Source organism: Streptomyces sp. NPDC004327 (genome assembly GCF_042873935.1).
Classification (GTDB): domain Bacteria; phylum Actinomycetota; class Actinomycetes; order Streptomycetales; family Streptomycetaceae; genus Streptomyces.
Genome location: NZ_JBIAME010000004.1, coordinates 693,492 through 719,997, shown reverse-complemented (window position 1 = coordinate 719,997; position 26,506 = coordinate 693,492). Strand labels below are relative to the sequence as shown.

Genomic DNA, 26,506 nt, shown 5'->3' with positions numbered 1-26,506 from the left:
GCCGACACACCGGGAGCGCGGCGCTTCGCTCTTCCCAGGGCCTCCTTCAGGGACCATTGGTCCATGCCACTGACGCGCCGCAGGCGGGCGCGCCGCCCCCGCGAAACTCCTCTGACATGGGAAATCGCCGCCCTGAGCGGGTGATTGACGGATCGTCCGGGAGCCGCTACCCCTGTACGGGTTCGGTCCCGCACGCCCCCGCTCACCCCCCGCTCCCTGGAGGCTGCCTTGCTCCGTTCCACGTCCCTCAGACGTGTCGCACCCGCCGTCCTGCTCCTCCCCCTGTTGTCCGGCGCGCCCTCGGCCACCGCCACCGCCTCGGCCGAGGGGCCGGTGGCGGGCTCGTTGCAGCGGCAGTTCGCGGTGGCGGCCGAGCGCCACGGCGTGCCGCAGAGCGTGCTGCTCGCCGTGTCGTACCTGCAGTCGCGCTGGGACACGCACGGCGGCGCGCCGAGCGTGACCGGCGGCTACGGTCCCATGCACCTCACGGACGCGGTGACGGCGCTCGCCGGGGAGCCGCGCCACGCCGACGGCACGGAGGACGCGCGCGGCGACGACGCGCGGGCGCCCCGGGTGCCGCGGGCCGCGCCGGATCCGGTGCCGGATCCGGACATGACGGGCGGGGTGCCGCCCGCGCGGTTGCGGACCCTCGACCGGGCCGCCGAGCTGACCGGCCGGCCCGCCGAGGAACTGCGCACCAGCGCCGCGGCGAACATCGACGGCGGTGCGGCGCTGCTGGCCGCGGCGCAGCGCGCGGCGGGGCTGCCGGCGAGCGCCGACCCGGCCGACTGGTACGGGGCGGTGGCGCGCTACTCGGGCGCGGACGACGCGGCGACGGCGGTCACGTACGCGGACGACGTCTTCGACGTGATCCGCACGGGCGAGTCGCGCACCACGGACAGCGGCCAGCAGGTGACGCTGGAGGCCGATCCGGCCGTCGCCCCGGCCACCGGACAGGTCGCGGCCCTCGGCCTCAGGGCGCCCGCCAAGGGGCCGGTGGAGTGCCCGGAGTCGGTGGCGTGCGAGTGGATCCCGGCGCCGTACGAGGAGTTCGGGGACGGCGACTACGGCAACCACGACAAGGCGGACCGGCCGGCCTCGCAGTCGGTCGACTACATCGTCATCCACGACACCGAGGGCAGCTGGGCCACCACCCTGAAGCTGGTGCAGGATCCGACGTACGTGTCCTGGCAGTACACCCTGCGTTCCTCGGACGGGCACATCGCGCAGCACCTGGCGCTGAAGGACGTGGGCTGGCACGCCGGCAACTGGTTCCTGAACGCCAAGTCGGTGGGCCTGGAGCACGAGGGCTTCCTGACCTCGCCGGACTCCTGGTACACGGAGGCGATGTACCGCTCGTCGGCGCGCCTGGTGCGCTATCTGGCGAAACGGTACGGCATCCCGCTGGACCGGCAGCACATCCTGGGTCACGACAACGTGCCCGGGCCGACCACGTCGTCCGTCAAGGGCATGCACACGGACCCCGGGCCGTACTGGGACTGGGCGCACTACTTCCAGCTGCTCGGCCGGCCGATCACGCCGAGCGCGGGCCCGGACGCGGGCGTGGTGACGATCCGGCCGGACTACGCGTCGCACCAGCCGGTGTACACGGGGTGCGTGACGGCCGGGGAGGCGTGCGCGCCGCACGGGAGCGGTGCCGTGCGCCTGTACACCGCCGCGAGCTCCGACGCGCCGCTGGTGAAGGACATCGGCCTGCGGCCCGGCGGGCAGGATTCGACGACCGGGGTGAACGACACGGGCGCGCGGGCGTCCACCGGCCAGAGCTTCGCGGTCGCCGAGCGGCGGGGCGACTGGACGGCGATCTGGTACCTCGGTCAGAAGGCGTGGTTCCACAACCCGAAGGAGGAGCCGACGGCGGTGAACGCGCGCGGCGCGGTGCTCACCCCGAAGGAGGGCCTGGCGTCGGTGCCGGTGTACGGGCGGGCGTATCCGGAGGCGGCGGCCTATCCGGCCGGGGTGCCGGTGCAGGCGGTGTCGCCGCTGCCGTACAAGCTGCTCGCCGGGCAGCGGTACGTGGTGGGCGGGAGCACCCCGGGCGAGTACCTCTACGCACCGACGTTCGATATTTCGCGCCACGCGGTCGTCCGCGGCCAGGAGGAGTACTACGAGATCCAGTTCGGCCATCGAGTGGCCTTCGTGAAGGCCGCTGACGTGCGGGTTTCTCGCGCCTGAGCGAAGGCGCGGGCAAGTTCCGGCGGGTGCCGCCGGACCGTGGCGGGAACGCGGTCCGGACGGCACCCCCTGCCGTTCGTATGACTATTCCGGTGTTCGCGTGGGCGTGGTGATCGACGGGTAATGCTCGGCCGGACAACTGCCAGCATGCTCGTCGAAAGGCCCTCCTCGCATGGCTCAGCCCTTCGTTCTGCCGGACTTCTATGTTCCGTATCCGGCGCGGCTCAATCCCCATGTGGAGGTGGCCCGGACGCACACCTGCGCGTGGGCGCGCGCGATGGGGATGCTGGAGGGCTCCGGGGTCTGGGAGGAGACGGACCTCCAGGCGCACGACTACGCGCTGCTGTGCTCCTACACCCATCCCGACTGCGACGCCGAGGTGTTGTCGCTGGTCACCGACTGGTACACCTGGGTCTTCTTCTTCGACGACCACTTCCTGGAGACCTTCAAGTACAGCGGCGACCGGGCCGGCGCCAAGGCCTATCTCGACCGGCTGCCGCGCTTCATGCCCGCCGATCCGGCGGCCGGGACGCCCGAGCAGGAGAACCCGGTCGAGGCCGGACTCGCCGACCTGTGGCGGCGGACGGTGCCGGCGATGTCGGAGGCGTGGCGGGTGCGGTTCGCCGAGGCGACCGAGCATCTGCTCTACGAGTCCCTGTGGGAGCTCGACAACATCAACGAGGGCCGGATCGCCAACCCCGTCGAGTACATCGAGATGCGCCGCAAGGTCGGCGGCGCGCCCTGGTCGGCCGGGCTCGTCGAGTACGCGGCGGGCGCCGAGGTGCCCGAGCGGGTGGCGTACTCCCGGCCGCTGCGCGTGCTGCGGGACGCCTTCTCCGACGCGGTCCATCTGCGCAACGACCTCTTCTCGTACCAGCGGGAGGTGGAGCAGGAGGGCGAGAACAGCAACGGCGTGCTGGTCCTGGAGAAGTTCCTCGGCTGCACGACGCAGGAGGCGGCGGACTCCGTCAACGACCTGCTGACCTCGCGGATCCAGCAGTTCGAGAACACGGCCCTGACCGAGGTACCCGCGCTCTGCGCCGAGCAGGGCCTCGGCCCGGTGGAGGCGGCGGCGATCGCCGCGTACACCAAGGGACTCCAGGACTGGCAGTCCGGCGGCCACGAGTGGCACATGCGCTCCAGCCGCTACATGAACGAGGGCCTGGTGAGCGACGCCTCGCCGTTCGAACGGGGGCTCGGCACCGGCGTCTTCGACATCCGCAACCTCTTCGGGCGCCCGGCCGAGGCCCGGGTGCGCGCGCTCACCCACCAGCCGCACCAGAAGGTCGGTCCGTCGCTCCTGCCGGACTTCGACCTGCCGTACCCGCTGACGCTCAACCCGCACTACGCGCAGGCGGCGCGGCACACGGCCGACTGGGCCGATCGCATGGGCTATCTGAACGACCTCTGGGACCGTCCGATGCTGGAGCGCTGCGACTTCGCGCTCCTGTCGGCGGGAATGGACCCGGAGGCGAGCCCGGAGGAGCTCGAGTTCGGCACGGACTGGGTCACCTGGGGCACCTACGCGGACGACTACTACACGCTCGTCTTCGGCAAGACCCGCAACCTCGCCGCCGCGAAGCGGCAGAACGACCGGTTCAAGTCCCTGATGCCGCTGGGGCGCCCCGCCGCCGCGGCGGGTGTGGCGGGAGCGCTGAACCCGCTGGAGCGCGGGCTCGCCGACCTGTGGGCGCGCTCGGCGGAAGCGATGGGCGAGACGGCCCTGGCCCGGTTCCGCGGCGCCGCCGACGACATGCTGGACGGCTGGCTGTGGGAGCTGTTCAACACCGCCCAGCACCGGGTGCCCGACCCGGTCGACTACATCGAGATGCGCCGCAGCACCCTCGGCTCCGAGATGATGCTGCTGCTCACCCGGCTGCGGCACACGACGTCACTGCCACCGGAGATGCTCCGCTCGGGCACGGTACGCGCCCTGGAAGGCACCGTCATGGACTACGGGGCGATGGTCAACGACCTGTTCTCGTACCAGAAGGAGATCGAGGTCGAGGGCGACCTGCACAACCTGCTGCTCGTGGTGCAGAAGTTCTTCGCCTGCGACTACCCGGCGGCGGTGTCGATGACCGACGACCTGATGCGGGGCCGGCTGCGTCAGTACGAGCACCTGAAGAAGAGCGAAGTGCCCCTGCTCCACGCTGACTTCGGGCTCGACGCGGCGGGCCGGGCGGCTTTCGGCGCGTATCTGCGCGGCCTCGAGGACTGGCTCGCCGGCTTCCTCAACTGGCACCGGAGCACGGGGCGTTACGCTGCCGAGCACGTCCACGCGGGCGCCGGAACCTCGCTGGCGCGGCGGGGCCCGCAGGGCCTGGGCACACAGGCGGCGCGGCTCGCGACGATGTACGGCTCCCTCGTACCGTAAAAGCAGCGTGACGGCCCCCCGGCATCATGCCGGGGGGGCCGTCACGGTCCGATGTCCGGGTGTTACGGGTGCAGGCCGCGCAGCCGGTCGAGTTCGCGGCGGTCCCGCTTGGTGGGCCGGCCGGCGCCGCGGTCACGGACGGCGGCGACGGCGACCTCCTCGCGCGGCGGCGGGGGCGGGGAGTTGTCCACGTACGCCTCGGCGGCGACCGGCGGGCCGACGCGCTTGGTGTGCAGCTCCTTCACCTCGACGATCCGCTCCCGGCCGCCGTGGAAGATCCGCACCTCGTCACCCGGTTTGACGGGCTGGGCGGGCTTGGCCCGCTCCCCGTTGACCTTGACGTGCCCGGCGCGGCAGGCCGCCGCCGCCTGGGAGCGGGTCTTGGTGAGCCGGACGGCCCAGACCCAGCTGTCGACGCGCGCGCTCATCGGCCCCCGCCTCCCTGTCAGCCCTGCTGGAACAGCTCGGCGGGCAGCGGCTTGAGCAGTGCGTACAGGTCGTCGGTGATGGGCCGGTCCCAACTGACGATGGTCACCAGGACGTTGTCGCTGCGGTCGAACTGCACGCAGGAGATCCGGCTCTCAGAGAGCTTGAGGCGGCGCACGATGAGCAGGTTGTCGCCCTGCATCACGGGCACGTCCTCGCGGTCGACGACCTCGACCGGCTCGTCGTTCTCGAGCGCGGCGAGCATCTGGGCGACCTCGAAGGGCACCTGCCCCTCGCCGAGCTCGCGCGCCGGGGAGCCCTCGGGCAGGTTGCCGATGATCATCGCGGGGCCGCGGCCGCCGAACAGGTCGTAGCGCAGGAACACGCCCTGGCAGCTGCCGTCGGGGGCCGGGAGGAGACCGGCGCCGAGATTGCCGGGCCAGTCCCCGGGGTCCATGGCCAGGACGTCGAAGTCCGGGCCCGCGGGTGTGGCGGCGCTGCGGCGGCGGAGGAAGGACATACCGCCATGGTACGTGTCCCGGCGCACGGTGCGGCGCGCCGGGGCGACGTCACGACACGCCCGGCGCCAGCGCCTGCGCGAGGCCGGCGTGGTCGGTGCCGAGCTTGCGGTAGACGGCGGAGAGCAGGCGGGTGGCGGTGGCGCGGTCGACGCCGAGCGCGTCGACCGGGTCCTCGCCGCGGGCGGCCAGCTCGGCGGCGGTCCGCTCACGCGCGGTGAGCGTGTCGGTGCCGGCCGTCCGCAGCGTGCGGGGGCGCAGTCCGGCGGCGGCGAGCTCGGCCCTGGCGTCCTCGACCAGGCCGTCGGCTCCGCAGCTCTGGGCGGTCTCCAGGCCCCGGTAGAGGTGATCGGCGGCCTCCTCGGTGCGGCCGGTGCGGCGCAGCGCGACGCCGAGGGCGACGAGGGAGCGGGCCAGCTCGTACGCGGCGGGCGAGCGGTCGAGCCACTCGACGGACTCCTCCAGGAGCTTCACCCGGTCGGCCTCTGCGGAGACCTCGGCGGTGACGCGCAGCGCCTGGCCGATCGCGGAGGGCGCGCCGTACTGGCGGGCGCGTTCCACGGCCGCGACGGCGGTGTCGCGGGCCCGCTCCGGGGTCTCGCAGGCCTCGGCGAGGGCCAGGTGCAGCTGCCAGGGGCACCAGGCGGGGTTGCGCATGCCGCGCGGGTCGAGGCGGCGGCCGACGGCGGCGAGCTCGGCGGCGGCCTCCTCGGTCCGGCCGGTGGCGAGGAGCAGTTCGGCGTGGACGGTCTGGGAGTCGGGGAAGGTGACGGCGGCGGGGAAGGGTTCGCCGAAGTCGTGGGCGCGGGCGACGCGCTCGGCCTCCTCCGTGCGGCCGCGGGCGAGCAGCACCTCGATCATGGCGCCGGTGGCGTACCACTGGGCGGGGGTGCGGGGGCCGACGCGCTCGGCGAGCCGGAGGCCGGCGCGGACGAAGTCCTCGGCCTCGACGAGCCGGCCGCGGCGGTAGCGGATGTAGCCGAGCAGGGTGTACGCGAAGGAGAGGTGGGCGCCGCGCCAGCCCTGGCGTTCGAACTCGGCGGTGCCGGCGGCGAACAGCTCCTCGGCGCGGCCGGGCCGGTCGGCGTAGAGGAAGGTGAGCGCGACCAGGACCGGCACCTCGAAGCCGCGGCTCTCGTCGGCCCAGCTCAGGCCGCCGTCGAGGGCGCGGATGGCGTGGCCGACGCCGACGCCGGAGGGCTCGGCGCGCACGGTGGCGTCCCAGGCCCGCAGGCCGATGATGTAGCGCTCGGTGAGGTCGCGGCCGGTGAGCCGGTCGGCGAGCCTGGCGAGGCGGCGGGAGCGGGCGGGCGAGTCGGGTTCGTCGGCGCGGAAGGCGTCCCACATGAACTTCTCGGCCTGCATGCGCAGCCTGCTGCGGGCGTCGGTGGTGAGCCGGGCCTCCCGGCCGAGCAGTTCGGACGCCTCGACGAGGCGGTCGCTGTGGGCGAGGACCTGGGAGAGCCGGTAGACGATGCCGTGGCGCAGGGCCGGGTCGGCGACCGGTTCCTCCAGGGCCGCGCGGAGGTGGTTGACGGTGGTGGCGGGTTCGGTGAGCAGGGAGGAGCAGCCGAGTTCGAAGAGGACGGCGGCGCGCTCGTCGTGGTCCGGGGGTTCGCGCAGGGCGCGGGCGAGGTAGCGGCGGGCGGTGTCGGGCGCGCCGGCCCGCAGGGTCTCTCCGGCGGCGGCGCGCAGGTGCTGCACGACCCACGGGTCGCCCTCGGGGTGGGTCTCGACGAGGTGGCGGGCGGCGGCGGTGGAGCCGAGTCCGGCGTCGACGACGCACCAGGCGGCCTGGCCGTGCAGGGCGACGCGGGTGGCGGCGGGGATGGCGTCGTAGACGGCGGTGGCGATGAGCGGGTGGACGAACTCGAGGGTGTCGGAGGCCTCGTGGAGGTCGGTGTCGGGGCGGGCGGGGGCCAGGACCCGGGAGCGGCGCAGGAGTTCGGCGCAGCGGGTGACCTCCTCGCCGCCGAGTCCGGCGACGGCGCCGGCGAGCTGCGGGGAGATCTCGGTGCCGAGGACGGCGCAGGCCCAGGCGAGCCGGACGGTGGAGGTGCCGAGGCGTTCGATCTGGGCGATGAGGCCGCTGCCCTTGACGGCGGCGGCGAGGTCGCGCAGGGCGGGGGCGCGGTCGGCGACGGGTTCGAGGCCGCGGTCGCGGATCCGGGCGGCGAGTTCGACGGCCTCGAAGGGGTTGCCGGAGGTGACCTCCCAGAATTCCCGGCAGAAGGCGTCGTCGGCGTCGGCGCCGACGCGGTCGCGGACCAGGCTGGCGATGGCGGCGGTGGTGAGCGGCTCCAGGCCGAGGGGCCGCTGGCCGGACCGGCGGCCGGTGAACTCGGCTCCGGAGTCGGGCAGTTCGTCGGGCCGGTAGGCGACGACGAGCAGCATGGGGAGTTCTTCCGCGCGCGGCGAGAAGGCGGAGAGCCAGCCGAGGGACTCGGGGTCGGCCCAGTGCGCGTCGTCGAGGACGACGACGAGCGGGGCGCGGCGGACTGCGAGGTGGGTCAGCACCCAGTCGAGTCCGTCGCGCAGGCCCTGCGGGTCCGGCGGGGCGCCCTCGGCTGCGGTGCACAGACCGAGCGCGGGGCCGACGATGTCGTACCAGCCGCCGAGCCGTTCGCGCAGTTCGGTGCGGGAGGCGGCGGCGAGCTGGGGCTGGATCAGCTGCCGGGCGACGTGGAACGCGACGCGCTGTTCCTGGTCGCCGCCGCGCGCGGAGAGCACGGTGCAGCCCTTGGCGGCGGCGCGGCGGCGGATCTCGGCGAGCAGGGTGGTCTTGCCGAGCCCGGCGGGCGCGGCGTAGGCGAGGACGCCGCCGCGGCGCGGGGTGGTGCCGGGGCGGCCGGGTCCGCGGCCGGAGCCGGGGACGAGCCGCAGGGCGGGTGCCTGGCGGGGCGCGGGGACGCGGCCGGGGCGCTCGGGGTGACGCAGGCGGGTGGGCGCGGCGGCGTTGCCGGTGCCGGGCTCCGGCGTGGTGCCGGACGGGTGGCCGTCCGAAGGATCGGCCGGGCCGGTGCCGTCCGGGCGGCGCGTACCGGCGGGCCCGGGGCCGGCGCCCCGGGCCGGGTCGGCGAGCCCGGGGGCTCCGGAGCCGATCCCGACGAGCAGGTCCAACGCCTCCTCGGCGGCGGCGAGTTCGGCCTCGCGCTCGAAGAGGCCCAGGCCCCGGCCGGCCGGACCGCCGGTGTGCTGTGCTGCCATCGTCCACCCCCACGGTGGGGGCGCACGCCCGGCGCACAGGGGGGTGCGTCGGGGCGGTGGCCCCGCGAAAGGCCCAGCGTACGCCGGGAGACCACATCAGGGAGCAGGTTTGTGTGGGTCCTGTGAAAGGGCGTCGAGTACGGCCAATGCCTGCTCCGCGCGGGCGTGTTCGACGAAGAGGTGATCATGGTGGAACCCGGCGACCACGTTGCAGCTCAGCCCCGCGTCGGCGAGGGCTCCGGCGACGGCCGCGGTGAGGCCGACGGCGTCGAGCGCGGAGTGGACGCGCAGGGTGATCCAGGCGGCCACGTAGTCGTACGCCAGGCAGGCCGCGTCGGCCTCCTCCTGGCGCACGACCAGCGTCACGCCCTCGGGCTCGGCGACGGTGACGACCGGCGAGAGCCCTTCGGGCAGCGAGCCGGGATCGGAGCGCTCCAGCGTGGTGAAGACATAGCGGCCGGGGTTGGCCTCCGGCCGCATCCCGGCGAGCAGCCGGCTCAGGTCGCGCTCGGGACTCACGCCGGGTCGAACTCCCCGTCGCGCGCCTTGACGACGAACGCCCGCCACTCGGCCGGGGTGAACACGAGCGACGGCACCTCCGGCCGCCGCCCGTTGCGCATCGCGATGAAGCCCTCGACGAACGCGATCTCCACGTCCCCGACACCCTGGCTGCCGGAGCGCCAGTCGGCCCCCGACAGGTCGAGTTCGGGCACGTCCCGCCTTCTGGGGAGGGTGCTGATGCTGTCCGTCACGTCCCTGCTCCTCTCGCGCCGTGGGCCTCAGCGTAGCGAGCGGGCGGGGGTGCGGACAGCCCTCAGCCGGTGGGCGGCCGGTCGCCCACGACCCACATCGCGAAGAACTGCGCGCCCCCTCCGTACGCGTGTCCGAGCGCCGTGTGCGCCCCTTCGACCTGGTGTTCGCCGGCCTGCCCGCGGACCTGCAGCGCCGCCTCCGCGAAGCGGATCATGCCGGAGGCGCCGATGGGGTTGGTGGACAGCACGCCGCCGGACGGGTTGACGGGCAGGTCGCCGCCGATCTCGGTCACCCCGGCCTCGGTGAGCTTCCAGCCCTCGCCCTCGGCGGCGAAGCCCAGGTTCTCCAGCCACATCGGCTCGTACCAGGAGAACGGCACGTACATCTCGACGGCGTCGATCTGGCGGCGCGGGTCGGTGATGCCGGCCTGCCGGTAGACGTCGGCGGCGCAGTCGCGGCCGGCCCGCGGCGAGACGAAGTCCTTGCCGGCGAACAGGGTCGGCTCGCTGCGCATCGCGCCGCCGTGCACCCAGGCCGGCGGACGGGGCGCGCGGGCCGCACCCGCCCGGTCGGTGAGGACCATGGCGCAGGCGCCGTCGGAGGACGGGCAGGTCTCCGAGTAGCGGATCGGGTCCCACAGCATCGGCGCGGACTGCACCTTCTCCAGGGTGATGTCGTGCTCGTGGAGATGGGCGTAGGGGTTCTTCAGCGCGTTGCGGCGGTCCTTGTACGCGACGAGGGAGCCGATCGTGTCGGGGGCTCCGGTGCGGCGCATGTAGGCGCGCACGTGCGGGGCGAAGAAGCCGCCGGCGCCGGCGAGCAGCGGCTGCTGGAAGGGGACGGGCAGCGACAGGCCCCACATGGCGTTGGACTCGGACTGCTTCTCGAACGCGAGGGTGAGGACGGTGCGGTGGACCCGGGCGGCCACCAGGTTGGCGGCGACCAGCGCGGTGGAGCCGCCGACCGAGCCCGCGGTGTGGACGCGGAGCATGGGTTTGCCGACGGCGCCGAGCGCGTCGGCGAGGTAGAGCTCGGGCATCATCACGCCCTCGAAGAAGTCGGGGGCCTTGCCGATGACGACGGCGTCGATGTCCGCCCAGGTCAACTCGGCGTCGTCGAGGGCCCTTTGGGCGGCCTCGCGGACGAGTCCGGCGATCGAGACGTCGTGGCGGGCGGCGACGTGCCTGGTCTGCCCGATGCCGACGACGGCGATCGGCTCCTTACTCATGCGAGTCCCCTTCCAGGACGGCGACCAGGTTCTGCTGGAGGCAGGGCCCGGAGGTGGCGTGGGCGAGGGCCCGGTCGGAGGCGCCGCGGTGGATGCGGGCGGCGGCCTCGCCGAGCCGGATCAGTCCGGCGGCCATCATGGGATTGGCGGCGAGCGCGCCGCCGGACGGGTTGACGCGGACGTCGTCGCCGAGGCCGAGCGCCCTGCGCAGGACGACCTCCTGGGAGGTGAAGGGCGCGTGGAGTTCGGCCGTGTCGACGGGCCGCCCGGCGGCCGGGTCGTAGGCGCCGGCGCGCTCGGCGGCGAGGCGGGTGGAGGGCGAGTCGGTGAGGTCGCGCACGCCGAGCGCGTGCGCCTCGATGCGGTGGTCCATGCCGGTGATCCAGGCGGGCCGGGCGCACAGCTCGCGGGCCCGGTCGCCCGCCGCGAGGATCACGGCGGCGGCGCCGTCGCCGATCGGCGGGCAGTCGCCGGTGCGCAGCGGCGCCACGACGTATTCGCCCTGCGGGCGGGCGCCGGGCAGCTGGGCGTACGGGTTGGCGGCGGCGTCCTGGCGGCTGCGGGCCGCGATCGCCGCGAGCGCGGGCTCGTCGGTCGCGCCGGCGTCGATCAGGGCCCGGGCCTGCAGCGCGGCGAGGGCGACGGAGTCGGGCCACAGCGGCGCCGTGTAGTACGGGTCGAGCTGGCGGGTGAGCACGTCGCGCACGGAGCCGGGCGAGGACTTCCCGTAGGCGTACACCAGCGCCGTGTCGGCCTCGCCGGTGAGCAGCTTCACCCAGGCCTCGTACAGCGCCCAGGCGCCGTCCGTCTCGACGTGCGACTCGGAGATCGGCGGCCAGGCGCCGACGCCGTCGAGGGCCATGGTGAAGGAGAAGGCGCGTCCGGCGAGGTAGTCGGAGGAGCCGGAGCAGGTGAAGCCGATGTCGGAGGTCTTCAGTCCGGTCTGCCGGAGCACGTCGTGGAGCACCGGCATCAGCATCTCGACCTCGGAGAGGTCGTCGGTGCGGCGGGTGTGGCCGGTCTGGGCGAAGGCGACGATCGCCACGTCGCGGCGGGCGGGGCTCACAGCAGCTCCTTGTACGTGTCGTAGTCGGCGTCCGGCTCGCCGCAGGGGCGGTAGTGGTCCGGGTAGCGGCCGCCCTCGGTCCACACCGGTTCGACCCGCAGCCCCATCCGGACCTGGTCGTACGGGATGCCCGCGATCCGGCCGTGCAGCGCGAGGCCGGCGCCGTCGAGGGCGATGTGGGCGTAGACGTAGGGGACCTCGATGTCGAGGTTGCGCGCCTTGATGTTCACGATGCAGTACGTGGTCACCGTCCCGCGCGGCCCGACCTCGACGCGGTCGGTGGTCGCGACGCCGCAGGTGGGGCAGGCGCCGCGGGGCGGGACGTACACCTTGGCGCAGGACGGGCAGCGTTCGCCGACGGTGCGCCGGCCGGCGAGGGCGTGGAGGTAGGCGGTCTGGGCGCGGCCCGGGGTGTAGGTGTAGTCGAGGCGGGCGGGCGCGAGGATGCCGGTCACCGGTTCGGCGAACACACCGTCGTGCGACCGGGGTTCGGGTGCGCCCGGCGCGCCGTCGTACGGCTCGAAGCACGCGATGTCCGTGATGGCCCCGAGCCGCTCCGCCGCCCAGCGCACCCGCACCCGCATGCCGGTCCGTACGGCCTCGGGCCCGGGCGCGTCGAGCGCGTGCAGCAGCGCGGTGTCGGCGCCGTCGAGCCGGACCAGCACCCAGGCGAAGGGCGTCGCGAGTGGCTGCCCGGGCCGCGGTTCGGGGTTCCAGGCCCAGGTGGTGACGGTCCCGGTGGCCTCGACCTCGACGAGTTCGCGCAGTTCGGCGGCGGTCTCGGGGTCGTACTCGACGGGTGGCACGAGCACCCGCCCGGCCTCCGTGCGGACGCCGAGCACGGTGCGCTCGCGCAGCCCGGTGAGGAAGGCGGACTGGACGGGTCCGAGGGAGCGGGTGAAGGGGAACTCGACGACGAGGGGGGCGCGGAGCGTTTCGGGGGCGGGGGGCATGAGGACCTCCGGAGTGAGGCGGGGCGGAATCCGGCCCCGCCGGCGTGTGAGGCGCGGGGGCCCGGGGGCCGAGCCCCCGGTTCGGGAAGACGTGGTGGGTCACGCGCGTCGGTACACCGGCGTCCGCTTCTCCGCGAACGCCTTCGCCCCTTCCTTCGCGTCCGCCGTCGCGAAGACCGGCCAGCCGCGTTCGAGCTCCGCCGCCAGCCCGTCCTCCTCCGTCATCGCGGCCGTCTCGTAGACGGACGCCTTGACGGCCTCGACGGCGAGCGGGCCGCAGGCGTTGATCCGGTCGGCGATCTCCAGGGCCGTGTCCAGCGCCTGGCCGTCGGGGACGACCCGGCCGACGAGGCCGATGCGGGCGGCTTCCTCCGCAGGGTAGGGGCGGCCGGTGAGGAGCATTTCGAGGGCGTGGGTGCGCGGGATCTGGCGCGGGAGGCGGACGGTGGAGCCGCCGATCGGGAAGAGGCCGCGGCGGACCTCGAAGAGGCCGAAAGTGGCGGAGGCGCCGGCGACGCGGATGTCGGTGCCCTGGAGGATCTCGGTGCCGCCGGCGACGCAGTGGCCCTCGACGGCGGCGATGACGGGCTTGCGCGGGCGGTGGTGGCGCAGCATCGCCTTCCAGTGCAGGTCGGGGTCGGCCTTCAGGCGGTCGCGGTAGTGGTCGCCGGCCATGCCGTCCCCGGCGAGGGCCTTGAGGTCCATGCCGGCGCAGAAGGTGCCGCCGGCGCCGGTGAGGACGACGGAGCGGACGGTGTCGTCGGCGTCGGCGGCGAGCCAGCCGTCGTGGAGGCCGACCAGCATCGGCAGCGAGAGCGCGTTCTTCGCCTCGGGCCGGTTGAGGGTGAGGACGAGTGTGGCGCCCTCGCGCCGCACGGTGAGGTGTTCGGTTCCGCCGCTCATGTCTGTCTCCCGTCGTCGCCCGCCGTCATGCGCCGTCGTCATTTCTGGAACAGGTTGCAGGAGTCGCGAGGTCACTTCAATAGTTTTCTGACACCTAGTCAGATTCTTCTGCGCGCGCCCTTCCCACCTCTTCCCATCGGCGCTCTAATGACCGACCGACCCCCGGCGGACCAGGACCAGGAGGAACGGTGGAGTACAACCTTGCCGACCTGTTCGAATCGGTCGTCGACGCGGTCCCGGACCGCGAGGCGCTGGTCTACGTCGACCACCCCGGCACCGGCGCCGAGCGCCGGCTGACCTATGCCGCGCTCGACGCCGCCGCCAACCGGCTCGCGCACCACCTGATCGACGCGGGCCTCAGGCCCGGCGAACACCTCGGCCTGCACCTCTACAACGGGGTCGAGTACCTGCAGACCGTGCTGGCCTGCCTCAAGGCCCGGCTCGTACCGGTGAACGTCAACTACCGTTACGTGGAGGAGGAGTTGGTCTACCTCTACCGGGACGCCGATCTGGCCGCGCTCGTCTTCGACGGCGAGTTCACCGAGCGGGTCGCGGCCGCGCTGCCGCAGACGGAGAAGCTGCGGCACCTCGTGCGGGTGGGGACCCCGCCCGAGGAAGCGCCCCGGCTGGAGTGCGTGGAGTACGCGGACGCGGAGGCGTCCGGCTCGCCGCGGCGCGGCTTCGCGCCGCGCTCGGCCGACGACCTGTTCGTCATCTACACCGGCGGCACCACGGGCATGCCGAAGGGCGTGATGTGGCGCCAGGAGGACCTCTTCTTCGCCGGTCTGTTCGGCGGCGACCCGAGCGGCGAACCCGTCAAGCGCCCGGAGGAACTGGCCGAGCGGGTCGCGGCGGGCGGGGCGGGACTCACCTTCTTCCCCACTCCCCCGCTGATGCACGGCACGTCCACGCTCACCACGTTCATCGCCTTCAACTACGGACAGCGGGTGGTGATCCACCGCAAGTACGTGCCCGAGGAGGTGCTGCGCACCATCGAGAAGGAGAAGGTGTCGAGCGTCTCGCTGGTCGGCGACGCGATGCTGCGCCCCCTCGTCGACGCGCTCAACGGACCTCTCCGGGGCACCGACCTCTCCTCGCTGTTCAGCCTCTCCTCGTCCGGGGCGATCATGTCGGACACCGTCCGCGACCAGTTCCAGGCCCTCGCCCCGAACGTCATGCTGCTCAACAACTTCGGCTCGTCCGAGTCCGGTTCCAACGGCCGGGCCACCGACGACTCCGGGCCCGCGAAGGGCTTCCGGCTGCACGTCAACGAGCGCACCCAGGTGGTCGATCCGGCCACCCACGAGCCCGTCGCCGTCGGCGAGACCGGCCGGCTCGCCCAGCGCGGACACGTACCGCTCGGCTACTACAACGACGCGGCGAAGACCGCCGAGACCTTCTTCCAGAAGGACGGCGAACGCTGGGTGCTGCTCGGCGACATGGCCACCGTCGGCGAGGACGGCGTCGTCACCGTTCTCGGCCGCGGCTCGCAGTGCATCAACACCGGCGGCGAGAAGGTCTATCCGGAGGAGGTCGAGCAGGCGCTCAAGTCCCACCCGGACGTGTACGACGCGCTGGTCGCCGGCGTGCCCGACGCGAAGTGGGGCAGCCACGTGGCCGCCGTCGTCCAGCTCCGCGCCGGGTCCGCGCCGCTCGGCCTGGCGGCCGTGCAGGCCCACTGCCGCACCCGGCTCGCCGGCTACAAGGTGCCGCGCCAACTGGTGCTCACCGACACGATCCAGCGCTCGCCCAGCGGCAAGGCGGACTACCGCTGGGCCCGGTCGGTGGCGGTGGAGGCGGACAGCGCGAGCTCCTAGACGAGCTCCGCGGCGCAGCTCCGGGACGGGCTCCTAGACGCCGAACTTCCACAGGGCGGCCAGGAACTTCTCCGGCCGGTTGGTGTGCACCAGGTGCCCGCCGCCCTTGATGGTCAGGAACATGCCGTCCTGGACCAGCTCGGCCAGCTCCGCCAGCGGGGCCTGCGGCAGATGGCTGGATCCGCCGCCCCCGACGATCAGCGTGGGCACGCTGATCTCCCCCAGCTCCTCGCGCCACGCCGGGTCGGGGTCGTTCAGCTCGGCGTCGGTGGCGCCCACCACCGCCCAGTCGAGGGCGACCGGCTCCTCGGGCGGTTCGGCCGGGCCGCGCGGCGGATCGAGCGGGACGAAGGCCGGCGGCTCCTCCAGGACGAGCCGGCCGACCAGCCGCGGCTCCCGCTGCGCCAGCAGACAGGCGGCGCCGGCGCCCATCGAGTGCCCGACGACGGTGACGCCGGTCAGCCCGAGGGCCCGCAGGAAGCCGGCCAGCTCGTCGCGGAACACCCCGAAGCCGTAGTGCCCGGGCCGATCGCTGAGCCCGTGGCCGCGCAGGTCGACGGCGTACACCCGGCGTTCGGTGGCCAGCTCCGCAGCGATCCCGGCCCAGTCGGCGCCGCTCTCGCCGCGCCCGTGCACCAGGACCACCGGCGGCGCGCTCCGCGGCCCGCGCCGCTCCGGCCCGCTCACCCGGTACGCGAGGCGGACGCCGTCGACGGTGACCGTGCGCACCCCGGGGTCGAGGAAGGCGGCGAGCGGGCGCACGAAGTCACCGGCGTCGTCCACCCACGGGAAGTGGCCGGCGGCCGGCTGCACCACGACCTCGCCGTGCGGGAAGCAGGCGGCGATCTCGCCGGCCTTCGCCGGGGTGGGCCCGCCGTCGTACTCGCCGGCGAGGACGAGGACGGGCGCGTCGAGGGCGCGCAGCGCGGCGCGGGTCGCCTCCGGGTCGAAGGCGCCGTCGCCGTAGAACTCGCGGACGGCCTCCCAGTTCGTCTGCTCGCCGGCTCCCGCCGCGTGCGCCCGCGCGGCCTCGTCCCACCGCCCGTACGCGAAGGGCATGACGACCGGGACGGCCTGCCGCGGCGGGGTGTCGGGGACGAGCGCGTCCAGGGCGGCGCGGGCCTGCGGGTACCACGGCTCGCCGGCGAAGACCTCGGCGGCCTTGTCCCACTCCTCGTCGGTGACGCCGACGCCGACGGCCCGGCCGCCCGGGGTGACCAGGACCAGGGAGCGGATCCGCCCGGGGTGCGCGGCGGCGTAGAGGGTGGCGAGGTTGCCGCTTGCGGAGTGGCCGAGCAGGTCGATCCGCTCCAGGCCGAGATGGGCGCGCAGCGCCTCGACGTCGGCGACCTGCCGGTCGCAGCGGTAGCTCGCCGGGTCGGCGGGGACCGCGCTGCGTCCCGTGCCGCGCGGGTCGAGCACGATCAGCGTGCGGTGGGCGTCGAGTCCGCCGAGGTCCCCGAGATAGGCCGCGTCCCTCATGGGCCCGCCGGGCAGGACGACCAGGGGTTCGCCCTCGCCCCGTATCCGGTAGGAGAGTTCGGTTCCGTCGTACGTCGTGAACTGAGGCATGCCGCCGATCATGTCCGTCCCGCGGGCGCGCGGCAACGGAGTTCGCCCGGAGCGCGATACGGTGGGATGTCCGCCCCGGATGTCCGCCCCCACCAGCGAAGGAACCGCTCCACCGTGTCCGAGACCCGTCCCGACGAGCTGCGCGGCGACTGCGCGAACTGCTTCGGCCTGTGCTGTGTGGCCCTGCCCTTCGCCAAGTCCAACGACTTCGCGGTGACCAAGTCCCCGGGCGATCCCTGCCGCAACCTCCAGGACGACTTCCGCTGCGGCATCCACACCCGGCTGCGGGACAGCGGAATGCGCGGCTGCACGGTGTACGACTGCTTCGGCGCCGGCCAGAAGGTCTCGCAGGTCACCTTCGGCGGGATCTCCTGGCGGGAGGCGCCGGACAGCGCCCGGCAGATGTACGAGGTGTTCCCGGTGATGCGCCAGCTGCACGAGCTGCTGCGCTACCTGGCCGAGGCACGGGCGCTCGCCGCGACCCGGTCGCTGCACCGGGATCTGGACCGGGCGCTCGCCCGGGTGACGGAGCTGACGGACGGCCCGGCGGCCGCGCTCGAGAAGCTGGACGTGGGTCCGGTGCGGGCGGAGATCAATCCGCTGCTCCTGAAGAGCAGCGCCCTGGTCCGCGCGGCGGCCGGCGGCAAGCCGAAGAACAAGCGGGGCGCCGATCTGATGGGCGCCCGGCTGCGCGGGGCGAAGCTGCGCGGCGCGGACCTGCGCGGCGCGCTCCTGATCGCCGCTGACCTGACCGGCGCCGACCTCTCGCTCGCCGACCTGATCGGCGCCGACCTGCGGGACGCCGACCTGTCGGGCGCGGACCTCACCGGCGCGCTGTTCCTCACCCAGCCCCAGCTGAACTCGGCCCGCGGCGACGCGGCCACCCGCCTGCCGGAGGGCTTGGAGCGCCCCGCGCACTGGACCAGCTAGACCTCGTACACGTAGGGCGTGGTCGTCGTCAGCGCGGCAAAGCCGAGCCGCGTCAGGATCGGGCGGCTGGTGTCGGCGGCGTCGACCTGGAGGTAGCGGTAGCCGCGGGCGGCGGCGATCCGGGCGCGGTGGGCGACCAGGGCGCGGTAGAGGCCGCGGCCGCGCCAGCCCTCGACGGTGCCGCCGCCGTACAGGCCCGCGAAGTCGCTGCCCTCGGCGAGTTCCAGGCGGGCGGCGCTGACGGGTGCGCCGTCGGCGAGGGCGACGACGGCGGCGACGGTGCCGGGTGCCGCGGCGAGCTGGTCGAGCAGGCGGCGGCCGAGGGCGGAGCTGTCGGTGCCGAAGGCCCGCTCGTGGACCTCGACCACCATCCGTACGCCTTCCTCGTCGGTGACGGCGCGCAGCTCGACCCCGTCGGGCAGCCCCTCGTGCGGGGGCAGGGCGGCGGTCTCGGCGACCATCAGGGTCTCCCGCTCCTCGGCGGCGAAGCCGGCGGCGAGCAGCCGGGCCGCGAGGTCGGCGGGGCCGTCGTGGCCGTACAGCTTCCATTCGAAGGAGCGCCCGGCGGCCCGGAAGTGCCGGATCTGGGCGGCGATGGCGGCGTCGGCGTCGTGCGCGTCGAGGCCGGACCAGAGGATGCCGTTCCAGCCGTGCGCGGGTCCGGTCTGGCGGACGACGGGGCCGTCGCGTTCGACGCGGGCGCCGGGCCCGTCGGGGCGGGCGCCGAGACGGAGCTGCCGGTCGAAGAGGGTGCGGGTCTGCTGGAGGTCCATGGCCCCACCCCAGCATCGGGCGGGGCCACGGTGCCACTGGATTAAGTCGGCCCGGACGGCGGACCGGTCACCAGGTGACGGGCAGGGTCTCGGGGCCCCGGTTGACCGAGCCGGTGCGCCAGGCGATCCGTTCGGGCGGGACGGCGAGAGCGAGGCCGGGGAAGCGGGCGAGCACGGTGGCGAGCATGACCTCGGCCTCCATGCGGGCGAGCTGGGCGCCGGCGCAGTAGTGCGCGCCGTGGCCGAAGGCGAGGTGCGGGGCCTCGTCGCGGGTGAGGTCGAGCCGGTCGGGGTCGGTGTAGACGGCGGGGTCGCGGTTGGCGGCCGGGTAGAAGACGTGGACGGCCTCGCCGGCCCGGATGGTGACGCCGCCGACGGTGAGGTCCTCGGTGGCGACCCGGGGCATGCCGACGCCGTTGCGCTGCGGGATGTAGCGCAGGAGCTCGTCGACGGCCCGGGGCAGCAGCGCGGGGTCGGCGCGCAGCTTGGCGGTCTGCTCGGGGTGGGTGAGCAGCGCGTACAGCATGGTGGAGACGATGTTGCGGACGGCGTCGAGGCCGTTGAGGGTGAGCATGACGGCCATGGAGACCAGCTCGGGGGTGCTGAGGCCGCCGGTGGCGCGGGCGGCGGCGAGTTCGCTGATCAGGTCGTCGGCGGGGTGCGCGGCGCGGTGGCGGGCGAGGTCGGCGAAGTAGCCGGCGATCTCCCGTTTGACGGACTCGCCCGCGGCGGCGGTGGTGTCGTGGGAGAGGAGCCCGGCGCGCCACTCCTCGACGCGGTCGAGGTCGGCGGCGGGGACGCCGAGGAGTTCGGCGGTGACGGTCGCGGCGAGCGGGCCGACGAAGCTCTCGGCGAGGTCGGCGGGCGGGCCGGCGTCCTGGGTGCGCAGGGCGAGTTCCTCGGCCCTGCGGGTGGTGTGGTCGCGCAGGGCGGTGATGCGGCGGCGGCCGAAGGTGGGGGCGATGAGCCTGCGCAGCCGGGTGTGCTCGGGCGGGTCGGCGCGGCCGACGCCTCCGGCCGGGGCGAGGGTGTGCGGGGTGGTGCTGGTGATGGCGCGGCCGACGGTGAGCGCCCGGCTGAGCCGCGGGTCGGCGCAGACCTGTCTGACGTCCTCGTGGCGGGTGACGAGCCAGGCGTGGCCCTCGCCGTGCGGGAGCCGGATCCGGGCGACGGGTTCCTCGCGGAGGAGCCGGTGCGGCACCGGGTCGAAGTCGGTGCCGCGCAGCGCGGCCACGGCCCAGTCGTGGACGACGGGGCCGTGGGCCGGGGAGGCGGGCGGGGGCGGGGTCACGGGGTGGTTCCGGTTCCTCGCGGGGCGCCGGCCTCGTCCCGTACGTCCGCGCCTTCCTCGCGCGCGGCGGCGTCGTGCCGGAGCGGGGTGATCTGTTCGATGTCGTAGCGGATGCGGAGCTGTGCGATGGCCTCGTGGTCCACCGGGCCGCCCGTGCCGAGGATGGCCATCAGCTCCTCGAAGTAGGTCTCGTGGTAGGTGGGCGGCGCGACCTGGAAGAGCAGCCGGGCGGGCCGGCCGCTGAGGTTGGCGAAGGCGTGCGGGCAGCCGGGCGGGACGAGCATGAGCGTGCCCGGCGTGGCCCGTACCGCGCGCCGACCGTCGGCCGAGCGCCAGCCGTGCCAGCTGTCGGCGGTGCGCACCTCGGGTTCGAAGGCGAGCACGTCGAGCTCGCCTTCGAGGAGGTAGAACAGCTCCTCGGCGCGGCCGTGGGTGTGCGCGCCGACGTCGAAGCCCGGCGGGACGACGACTTCGAAGGTGGAGGCGGTGGTGGTGTGTTCGCCGGTGACTTTGAAGGTGACGTGCTGGGCCGGGGTGGACAGGGTCCTGCCCTCGCCCGGGGGCACGATGAGGCCGCTGAGGGTCATCGTCGGGTGGCTCCTCTCACCAGGTGACGGGCAGCGTCTCGGGGCCGCGGATCAGCGCGCCGCGCTGCCAGCGGATCTCCTCGGCGGGGATGGCGAGGCGCAGGTCCGGGAAGCGGGTCCACAGCGTGTCGAGGAGGATCTCGGACTCGATGCGGGCGAGCGCGGAGCCGGGGCAGTAGTGCGGGCCGTGGCCGAAGGCGACGTGCGGGTTGTAGCCGCGGTCGAAGTCGAGCTTCTCGGGCTCGGCGAAGACTGATGGGTCACGGTTGGCCGTGAGGTACGAGACGTAGACGGGGTCGCCCTCGGGGATGCGGACGCCGCCGACCTCGACGTCCTCGGTCGCGATCCGGGAGAGGCCGACGGCGTTGCGGTGCGGGATGTAGCGGAGGAGTTCGTCGACGGCCTGCGGCAGGAGCGCCGGTTCGGCGCGCAGCCGGGCCAGGTGCTCGGGGTGGGTGAGCAGCGCGTAGACCATGTTGGCGCTGTTGTTGCGGACGGCGTGGGCGCCGCCGATCTGGATGAGGACGGCGAGGCCGACGGCCTCCTGCTCGTCGAGGGTGCCGTCGTCGATGGCGTCGGCGAGGACGGCGGCGAGGAACTCCCTGCCGGTGCCGTGGCTGCGGCCGATGAGTTCGGTGAAGTAGCGGGCCATCTCGCCCTTGGCCTTCTCGCTGGCCTCTCGGCCGGCGCCGGCCGAGATGATGGTGTCGGACCAGCGGGCCATCAGCGGCTGGTCGCCCTCGGGGACGCCCATGAGTTCGCTGACCATGGCGAGCGGGAAGGGCCGGTTGACGAGCTCCATGAGGTCGGCGGGCGGGCCCTGCTGGGCGAGCCGGTCCAGGAGCCGGTCCATCACGTCCTGGGCGTGCTCGCGGAGCGAGCGCAGCGCGCGGGCGCTGAAGGCGCGGGCGACGACGCGGCGCATCCGGGTGTGGTCCGGCGGGTCGGCGAAGCCGACGGCGCCTTCCATGGGGATGAAGTGGGGGGCGAGCCGGGTGATGGAGCGTCCGTAGACGGCCTGGCGGCTGAACCGCGGGTCGACGGAGACGAACTTGACGTCCTCGTAGCGGGTGACGAGCCAGGCGTGGCCGTCGCCGTGCGGGAGGCGCACCCGGGTGACCGGGTCCTCGTGGAGGAGCCTGGCGAGGAGCGGGTCGAAGTCGAGGCCAGTGAGGTCGGGGACGGCCCAGAAGTGCACCTGGGGCTCGTCGGTGGTGTCGGGGTTCGTGGTCGTGGTCATGGAGCCACCGCCGCAGTCGTGGGGAGAGCGCTGTCGAGGGATTCGAGGGGCAGGTCGGGAAGCAGGTCCGCAGCCCGGCCGGGGAGCGGGCCGGGAGAGGTGGGGAGGGGGACGGTCTCGTGGCGCGGGGGCGCGAGGGCCCCGGTCACGGTCCAGCTGCCGAGGGAGATCTCGGCGGTGATGCCGGGGCCGAAGCCGGCCAGGATGCCGGTGGCGCCGGGCCGCGGGCCGCCTTCGTCGAAGAGCCGGCGCAGCGCGTCGAGGACGACGGCGCTGGCGATGTTGCCGTATTCGGTGAGGGTGGCGCGGCTGAAGCGGAACAGCTCGGGGGCGACGCCGAGGTGGGTGCCGAGGTCGTCGAGGATGCGGGGGCCGCCGGCGTGGACGATGTAGAAGTCCTGGCGGCCGGCGTCGCGGCCGTGCCGTGCGGCGAGGCCGGCGAGGGCGGGGGCGAGCTGGTCCATGGTGCCGGGGACGCGCCGGTCGAGCTGGAAGTGGAAGCCGGTGTCGCGGACCTGGTAGGCGATCCAGTCCTCGCTGTGCGGTACGAGGTGGGAGCCGTTCGCCTCGAGCCGGATGCCGGTGCCGCCGGAGCCGCGGACGACGGCGGCGGCGACGGCGTCGCCGAAGAGGCCGTTGGACAGCAGGTTGCCGACGGAGAGGTCGTCGGGCTGGTAGCACAGCGAGCAGAACTCGCAGGCGACGATCAGCGCGTTGGCGCCCGGGTAGGCGGCGCAGAAGTCGTGGGCGCGGTTGATCGCTGCGCCGCCGGCGGCGCAGCCGAGCTGGGCGATGGGCAGTTGCCGGGTGTCGCCGCGGAAGCCCAGGTTGTTGATCATCCAGGCGGTGAGCGACGGCATCATGAAGCCGGTGCACGAGACGTAGACGATGAGGTCGATGTCCCTGGCGGTCAGGCCGGCGTTGCGCAGGGCCTCGTCGACGACGGCGGGGACGCGGGCCTTGGCCTCGGTCGCGTAGAGCGCGTTGCGGGCCTCGAAGCCGGGGTGGGCGAGGGTGCGCGCGAGGGGCTGCACCAGATGCCGCTTCGCGACGCCCGTGTTCTCGATCAGGCGGAGGACGAGCGGCAGTGACGCGTGGCCCGCGTGCAGGGTGCGGGCCAGGTCGAGGGTCTCCTGCCGGGTGATCGTGTGTTCGGGCACGGCGACGGAGGGACGGCACAGGACAGGCATGACGGTCTGACGATCCATTCGTCCGGGGGTGGGGAGGGAAGCCGGACGGCCACATCTTCTGTTCCGTTTTCCCTCGCGGAGTGCCGTTCGGGCGTTCGCGGGGACAATCACACCCGAATGTGTGATCTTCGCCCGCAGGTTCGTGACCCGCCGGCGCGGGCGCCGTTCGGGCGCCGCGCGCGCTCGGCCGTTCGGGCAGACTGGCGAGCGAAGAATTCCTGGCCCGGCTCTTGCCAAGCCCCCGGGGCGAGCGGCTTTACTGGCCCCATCAAGATCTACCGAATGATCGGTCGTCCGTTTTGCCACGGGTGACACGTGACGTAGGCGTGAGGCGAGGGAGTGGCGCATGAGTGACCTGCTGGACGCGGGCGAGCGGCTGAGCCGCGACGAGCTGGAGACCCTCCAGCTGGAGCGGCTGCGCGCGACCCTGCGGCACGCCTACGAGAACGTGGCGTTCTACCGGCAGTCCTTCGACAAGGCGGGGGTACGGCCGGAGGACTGCCACTCGCTCGCCGACCTGGCCCGCTTCCCCTTCACCGCCAAGACCGATCTGCGTGAGCACTACCCGTTCGGGATGTTCGCCGTCGACCAGTCCGAGATCCGCCGTCTACACGCCTCCAGCGGCACCACCGGCCGGCCCACCGTCGTCGGCTACACCCAGCGCGACCTCGACACCTGGGCCGACGTGGTGGCCCGCTCGATCCGCGCGGCCGGCGGCCGGCCCGGCCACAAGGTCCATGTGGCGTACGGATACGGGCTGTTCACCGGCGGCCTCGGCGCGCACTACGGCGCCGAGCGGCTCGGCTGCACGGTCATCCCCGCGTCCGGCGGCATGACGGCCCGCCAGGTCCAGCTCATCCAGGACTTCCGGCCCGAGATCATCATGGTGACGCCCTCGTACATGCTCACCCTGCTCGACGAGTTCGAGCGCCAGGGCGTCGACCCGCGCGGCACCTCCCTGAAGGTCGGCATCTTCGGCGCGGAGCCGTGGACGGAGGAGATGCGTCGCGAGATCGAGGAGCGCTTCGCGATCGACGCCGTGGACATATACGGGCTCTCGGAGGTGATGGGCCCTGGCGTGGCGCAGGAGTGCGTGGAGACCAAGGACGGCCTGCACGTCTGGGAGGACCACTTCTACCCGGAGATCGTCGACCCGGTCACGGGCGAGGTGCTGCCGGACGGGGAGCAGGGCGAGCTGGTCTTCACCTCCCTGACCAAGGAGGCCATGCCGGTCGTCCGCTACCGCACCCGCGACCTGACCCGGCTGCTGCCCGGCACGGCGCGCGTCTTCCGCCGGATGGAGAAGGTCACCGGCCGCAGCGACGACATGGTCATCCTGCGCGGGGTGAACCTCTTCCCCACCCAGATCGAGGAGATCGTGCTGCGCACCCCGGCCGTGGCACCGCACTTCCAGCTCCGGCTGACCAGAGAGGGCCGCCTCGACGCGCTCACCGTCCGGGCCGAGGCCCGCCCGGAGGCCACCCCGGAGCAGCGCGCGGAGGCGGCGCGGGCGATCGCGGCGGCGGTCAAGGACGGCGTCGGCGTCTCGGTGGCGGTGGAGGTGGTCGACCCGGAGACGCTGGAGCGCAGCGTGGGCAAGATCAAGCGGATCGTGGACCTGCGGGAGGGGCGGTAGCGGGTCGGGCGGCCTCGGGCCGGGCGGGCGGAAGCCCGCGGGGGCATACGGGCCGGGCGTGAGCGCTCGGGAGGGTAGGGCCGGCATGAACGTACGCGACCATATCCGGCCAGGTGTGAGTGCGCGGGCGGCGTCGGGCCGGCACGACCGTACGTGACCGCATCCGCCCAGGCATGACCGGCGCGGCCCGCGTCGGGCCGGGGCCGGGCCCCACCGGCCCGCCCCCTCCCGTCAGTCCTGGTGGCGCTCACGCAGCTCCCGCTTGAGGATCTTGCCACTGGCGTTGCGCGGCAGGGCGTCGACCAGGATCACCCGCTTGGGGGCCTTGAAGTGGGCGAGCCGTTCGCGAGCGTGGGCGAGGAGTTCGGCCTCGGTGACCTCGGCGCCGGTCCGGGGTACGACGAAGGCGGTGACGGCCTCGATCCAGCGGGCGTCGGGAAGGCCGACGACGGCGGTCTCGGCGACGGCGGGGTGGGTGTAGAGGGCGTCCTCGACCTGGCGCGAGGCGACGAGGACGCCGCCGGAGTTGATGACGTCCTTCACCCGGTCGACGACCGTGAAATAGCCGTCGGCGTCGCGGACCGCGAGGTCGCCCGAGCGGAACCAGCCGTCGCGGAAGGCCTCCTTCGTCTCCTCCGGCTTGTCCCAGTAGCCCTCGCACAACTGCGGGCTGCGGTAGACGACTTCGCCGGGTGTGCCGTCCGGGACGTCGACGCCGTGCTCGTCGACGACGCGTGCCTCGACATGGCGCACCGGCCGGCCACAGGAGTCCATCCGGCCCTCGTGCTCGTCGGGGCCGAGGACGGTGGCGAGCGGGCCGATCTCGGACTGCCCGAAGCAGTTGTGGAAGCGCAGGGCGGGCAGCCGGCCGCGCAGTCCCTCCAGGACCGGGACCGGCATGATCGAGGCGCCGTAGTACGCCTTGCGCAGGGCGGAGAGGTCGCGGGTGGCGAACTCGGGATGCTGGGCGAGGCCGATCCAGACGGTGGGCGGGGCGAACAGGCTGTCGCAGCGGCCCGCTTCGACCAGGTCGAAGAGGACGGCCGGGTCGGGTCCGTCGACGATGGTGTTCTCGGCGCCGACCGCGAGGTACGGCAGCAGGAAGACGTGCATCTGCGCGGAGTGGTAGAGCGGCAGCGAGTGCACCGGCCGGTCGTCCTCGCGCAGGTCGAGCGCCTCGATCGCGCTGTCGTACTCGTGGACCAGGGCCCGGTGGGTCATCATCGCGCCCTTGGGCAGGGCGGTGGTGCCGGAGGTGTAGAGCAGCTGCACGAGCTCGCGGGGGTCGCGGTCCGCCTCGTCCGCCGTGGCGGCAGGCTCGGCATCGAGGAGCGCCGCGAGGAAGGAGTCCTCGGTGTCGCGCAGTGGCCGTACGGGGATGCCGTCGGGCACCCGGCCGGCGAGGGCCGGATCGGCGAGGACCAGCGAACTGCCGGACTGGCGCAGGATGTACGCGAGGTCGTCGCCGGTGAGGTGGTGGTTGACCGGTACGTGGACGAGGCCGGCGCGGGCGCAGGCGAGGAACGCGATCAGATAGGCGTCGGAGTTGTGCGCGTAGGTCGCGACCCGGTCGCCCTCCGCCAGGCCGGTACACCGCCCGGCCCCGCGCAGCAGGGCGGCCGCGGCCGAGACGGCGGCGTCCAGCCGGGCGTAGGTCCAGGTCCGCTCGCCGTAGCGGACGGCGATCCGGTCGGGGACGCGCTATGCGCTCGTGCGCAGCACGCCGTCGACGGTACGGGTGAGCAGTCGTCGGTCCATGGCTGAGGATCTTCGGCGGGCCGGGGCGACCGGTCAAGTACCCGCGTGCTCCCCGCGGTGTTCCCCCGGTCCCGTACCCAGGTGCTCC

At 73.9% G+C, this 26,506-nt stretch carries 20 protein-coding genes and 1 pseudogene; 5 read left to right on the top strand and 16 right to left on the bottom strand.

The annotated features are described in order from the left end of the window. Positions 1-228: 228 nt before the first annotated feature. Together ACFYU9_RS17485 and ACFYU9_RS17480 are read left to right on the top strand one after the other, a co-directional pair. Positions 229-2,193, top strand: a complete 1,965-nt coding sequence (locus ACFYU9_RS17485; RefSeq protein WP_389345279.1) for an N-acetylmuramoyl-L-alanine amidase — start codon at positions 229-231, stop codon at positions 2,191-2,193. A 172-nt stretch (positions 2,194-2,365) separates the two neighbouring features. Next, positions 2,366-4,570 carry a germacradienol/geosmin synthase gene (locus tag ACFYU9_RS17480; protein WP_389345278.1) on the top strand — a complete coding sequence of 735 codons (2,205 nt, stop codon included), beginning with the start codon at positions 2,366-2,368 and terminating at the stop codon, positions 4,568-4,570. Positions 4,571-4,632: 62 nt separating this feature from the next. On the opposite strand, the gene ACFYU9_RS17475 is transcribed toward ACFYU9_RS17480, so the two are convergent. From ACFYU9_RS17475 to ACFYU9_RS17435, 9 genes are all read right to left on the bottom strand, one after another. Beyond that, the gene (locus ACFYU9_RS17475) at positions 4,633-4,998 is read right to left on the bottom strand and encodes an RNA-binding S4 domain-containing protein (protein ID WP_389213833.1); all 366 of its coding nucleotides are present in this window, start codon (positions 4,996-4,998) and stop codon (positions 4,633-4,635) included. A gap of 17 nt (positions 4,999-5,015) precedes the next feature. Beyond that, complete coding sequence (locus ACFYU9_RS17470) at positions 5,016-5,516, bottom strand: hypothetical protein (RefSeq protein WP_389213830.1); 501 nt, start codon at positions 5,514-5,516, stop codon at positions 5,016-5,018. A gap of 49 nt (positions 5,517-5,565) precedes the next feature. Beyond that, positions 5,566-8,721 (bottom strand): ATP-binding protein, encoded by a 3,156-nt coding sequence (locus ACFYU9_RS17465; RefSeq protein ID WP_389345277.1) that lies wholly within the window; start codon positions 8,719-8,721, stop codon positions 5,566-5,568. A 96-nt stretch (positions 8,722-8,817) separates the two neighbouring features. Then, positions 8,818-9,240, bottom strand: a complete 423-nt coding sequence (locus tag ACFYU9_RS17460) for an ACT domain-containing protein (protein ID WP_389345276.1) — start codon at positions 9,238-9,240, stop codon at positions 8,818-8,820. After that, complete coding sequence (locus ACFYU9_RS17455) at positions 9,237-9,473, bottom strand: DUF397 domain-containing protein (protein WP_389213820.1); 237 nt, start codon at positions 9,471-9,473, stop codon at positions 9,237-9,239. Before ACFYU9_RS17455 ends, ACFYU9_RS17460 begins: the two co-directional genes overlap by 4 nt. A 62-nt stretch (positions 9,474-9,535) precedes the next feature. Beyond that, positions 9,536-10,702, bottom strand: a complete 1,167-nt coding sequence (locus ACFYU9_RS17450) for a thiolase domain-containing protein (protein WP_389213817.1) — start codon at positions 10,700-10,702, stop codon at positions 9,536-9,538. Continuing rightward, entirely contained in the window at positions 10,695-11,768 is a 1,074-nt protein-coding gene (locus tag ACFYU9_RS17445) for a thiolase domain-containing protein (RefSeq protein ID WP_389345275.1), read from the bottom strand. The genes ACFYU9_RS17450 and ACFYU9_RS17445 overlap by 8 nt, the downstream gene beginning before the upstream one ends. Next, positions 11,765-12,721, bottom strand: coding sequence for a Zn-ribbon domain-containing OB-fold protein (locus tag ACFYU9_RS17440; RefSeq protein ID WP_389213811.1), 957 nt, complete (start codon positions 12,719-12,721; stop codon positions 11,765-11,767). Before ACFYU9_RS17440 ends, ACFYU9_RS17445 begins: the two co-directional genes overlap by 4 nt. A 99-nt stretch (positions 12,722-12,820) precedes the next feature. Beyond that, positions 12,821-13,624 (bottom strand): crotonase/enoyl-CoA hydratase family protein, encoded by an 804-nt coding sequence (locus ACFYU9_RS17435; protein ID WP_389213808.1) that lies wholly within the window; start codon positions 13,622-13,624, stop codon positions 12,821-12,823. A 188-nt stretch (positions 13,625-13,812) separates the two neighbouring features. Here ACFYU9_RS17435 and ACFYU9_RS17430 point away from each other — a divergent pair, with 188 nt between their 5' ends. Beyond that, complete coding sequence (locus ACFYU9_RS17430; RefSeq protein ID WP_389213806.1) at positions 13,813-15,441, top strand: acyl-CoA synthetase; 1,629 nt, start codon at positions 13,813-13,815, stop codon at positions 15,439-15,441. Positions 15,442-15,474: 33 nt separating this feature from the next. Here ACFYU9_RS17430 and ACFYU9_RS17425 read toward each other — a convergent pair whose 3' ends face one another. Beyond that, complete coding sequence (locus ACFYU9_RS17425) at positions 15,475-17,013, bottom strand: alpha/beta fold hydrolase (protein WP_389345274.1); 1,539 nt, start codon at positions 17,011-17,013, stop codon at positions 15,475-15,477. A gap of 66 nt (positions 17,014-17,079) precedes the next feature. Between ACFYU9_RS17425 and ACFYU9_RS17420 the strand changes: the two genes are divergently transcribed. Continuing rightward, positions 17,080-17,943 carry a pentapeptide repeat-containing protein gene (locus ACFYU9_RS17420; protein ID WP_389345273.1) on the top strand — a complete coding sequence of 288 codons (864 nt, stop codon included), beginning with the start codon at positions 17,080-17,082 and terminating at the stop codon, positions 17,941-17,943. On the opposite strand, the gene ACFYU9_RS17415 is transcribed toward ACFYU9_RS17420, so the two are convergent. The 5 genes from ACFYU9_RS17415 to ACFYU9_RS17395 form a co-directional block, all read right to left on the bottom strand. Beyond that, positions 17,940-18,716: a GNAT family N-acetyltransferase gene (locus tag ACFYU9_RS17415; RefSeq protein ID WP_389345272.1), complete on the bottom strand. Its 777-nt coding sequence runs from the start codon at positions 18,714-18,716 to the stop codon at positions 17,940-17,942. The genes ACFYU9_RS17420 and ACFYU9_RS17415 overlap by 4 nt on opposite strands. A 67-nt stretch (positions 18,717-18,783) precedes the next feature. Next, positions 18,784-20,007: a cytochrome P450 gene (locus ACFYU9_RS17410; protein ID WP_389345271.1), complete on the bottom strand. Its 1,224-nt coding sequence runs from the start codon at positions 20,005-20,007 to the stop codon at positions 18,784-18,786. After that, complete coding sequence (locus tag ACFYU9_RS17405; protein WP_389345270.1) at positions 20,004-20,594, bottom strand: cupin domain-containing protein; 591 nt, start codon at positions 20,592-20,594, stop codon at positions 20,004-20,006. The genes ACFYU9_RS17410 and ACFYU9_RS17405 overlap by 4 nt, the downstream gene beginning before the upstream one ends. Before the next feature lie 16 nt (positions 20,595-20,610). Beyond that, the gene (locus tag ACFYU9_RS17400; protein ID WP_389345269.1) at positions 20,611-21,834 is read right to left on the bottom strand and encodes a cytochrome P450; all 1,224 of its coding nucleotides are present in this window, start codon (positions 21,832-21,834) and stop codon (positions 20,611-20,613) included. Then, positions 21,831-23,024 (bottom strand): type III polyketide synthase, encoded by a 1,194-nt coding sequence (locus ACFYU9_RS17395; protein ID WP_389345319.1) that lies wholly within the window; start codon positions 23,022-23,024, stop codon positions 21,831-21,833. The genes ACFYU9_RS17400 and ACFYU9_RS17395 overlap by 4 nt, the downstream gene beginning before the upstream one ends. Positions 23,025-23,370: 346 nt before the next feature. Here ACFYU9_RS17395 and paaK point away from each other — a divergent pair, with 346 nt between their 5' ends. Then, positions 23,371-24,660: a phenylacetate--CoA ligase PaaK gene (gene paaK, locus ACFYU9_RS17390; RefSeq protein ID WP_389213785.1), complete on the top strand. Its 1,290-nt coding sequence runs from the start codon at positions 23,371-23,373 to the stop codon at positions 24,658-24,660. A 243-nt stretch (positions 24,661-24,903) separates the two neighbouring features. On the opposite strand, the pseudogene ACFYU9_RS17385 reads toward paaK, so the two are convergent. Further along, positions 24,904-26,418 (bottom strand): annotated as a pseudogene (locus ACFYU9_RS17385) (fatty acyl-CoA synthetase); the annotation flags it as partial. Positions 26,419-26,506: the final 88 nt, after the last annotated feature.

Excerpts from the sequence above, each read along its gene's own strand:
- ACFYU9_RS17405 (WP_389345270.1), bottom strand. The coding sequence starts at position 20,594 with ATGACCCTCAGCGGCCTCATCGTGCCCCCGGGCGAGGGCAGGACCCTG.
- paaK (WP_389213785.1), top strand. The coding sequence starts at position 23,371 with ATGAGTGACCTGCTGGACGCGGGCGAGCGGCTGAGCCGCGACGAGCTG.
- ACFYU9_RS17465 (WP_389345277.1), bottom strand. The coding sequence starts at position 8,721 with ATGGCAGCACAGCACACCGGCGGTCCGGCCGGCCGGGGCCTGGGCCTC.
- ACFYU9_RS17470 (WP_389213830.1), bottom strand. The coding sequence starts at position 5,516 with ATGTCCTTCCTCCGCCGCCGCAGCGCCGCCACACCCGCGGGCCCGGAC.
- ACFYU9_RS17400 (WP_389345269.1), bottom strand. The coding sequence starts at position 21,834 with ATGACCACGACCACGAACCCCGACACCACCGACGAGCCCCAGGTGCAC.
- ACFYU9_RS17435 (WP_389213808.1), bottom strand. The coding sequence starts at position 13,624 with ATGAGCGGCGGAACCGAACACCTCACCGTGCGGCGCGAGGGCGCCACA.
- ACFYU9_RS17450 (WP_389213817.1), bottom strand. The coding sequence starts at position 10,702 with ATGAGTAAGGAGCCGATCGCCGTCGTCGGCATCGGGCAGACCAGGCAC.
- ACFYU9_RS17425 (WP_389345274.1), bottom strand. The coding sequence starts at position 17,013 with ATGCCTCAGTTCACGACGTACGACGGAACCGAACTCTCCTACCGGATA.
- ACFYU9_RS17420 (WP_389345273.1), top strand. The coding sequence starts at position 17,080 with ATGTCCGCCCCGGATGTCCGCCCCCACCAGCGAAGGAACCGCTCCACC.
- ACFYU9_RS17480 (WP_389345278.1), top strand. The coding sequence starts at position 2,366 with ATGGCTCAGCCCTTCGTTCTGCCGGACTTCTATGTTCCGTATCCGGCG.
- ACFYU9_RS17415 (WP_389345272.1), bottom strand. The coding sequence starts at position 18,716 with ATGGACCTCCAGCAGACCCGCACCCTCTTCGACCGGCAGCTCCGTCTC.
- ACFYU9_RS17395 (WP_389345319.1), bottom strand. The coding sequence starts at position 23,024 with ATGCCTGTCCTGTGCCGTCCCTCCGTCGCCGTGCCCGAACACACGATC.
- ACFYU9_RS17475 (WP_389213833.1), bottom strand. The coding sequence starts at position 4,998 with ATGAGCGCGCGCGTCGACAGCTGGGTCTGGGCCGTCCGGCTCACCAAG.
- ACFYU9_RS17440 (WP_389213811.1), bottom strand. The coding sequence starts at position 12,721 with ATGCCCCCCGCCCCCGAAACGCTCCGCGCCCCCCTCGTCGTCGAGTTC.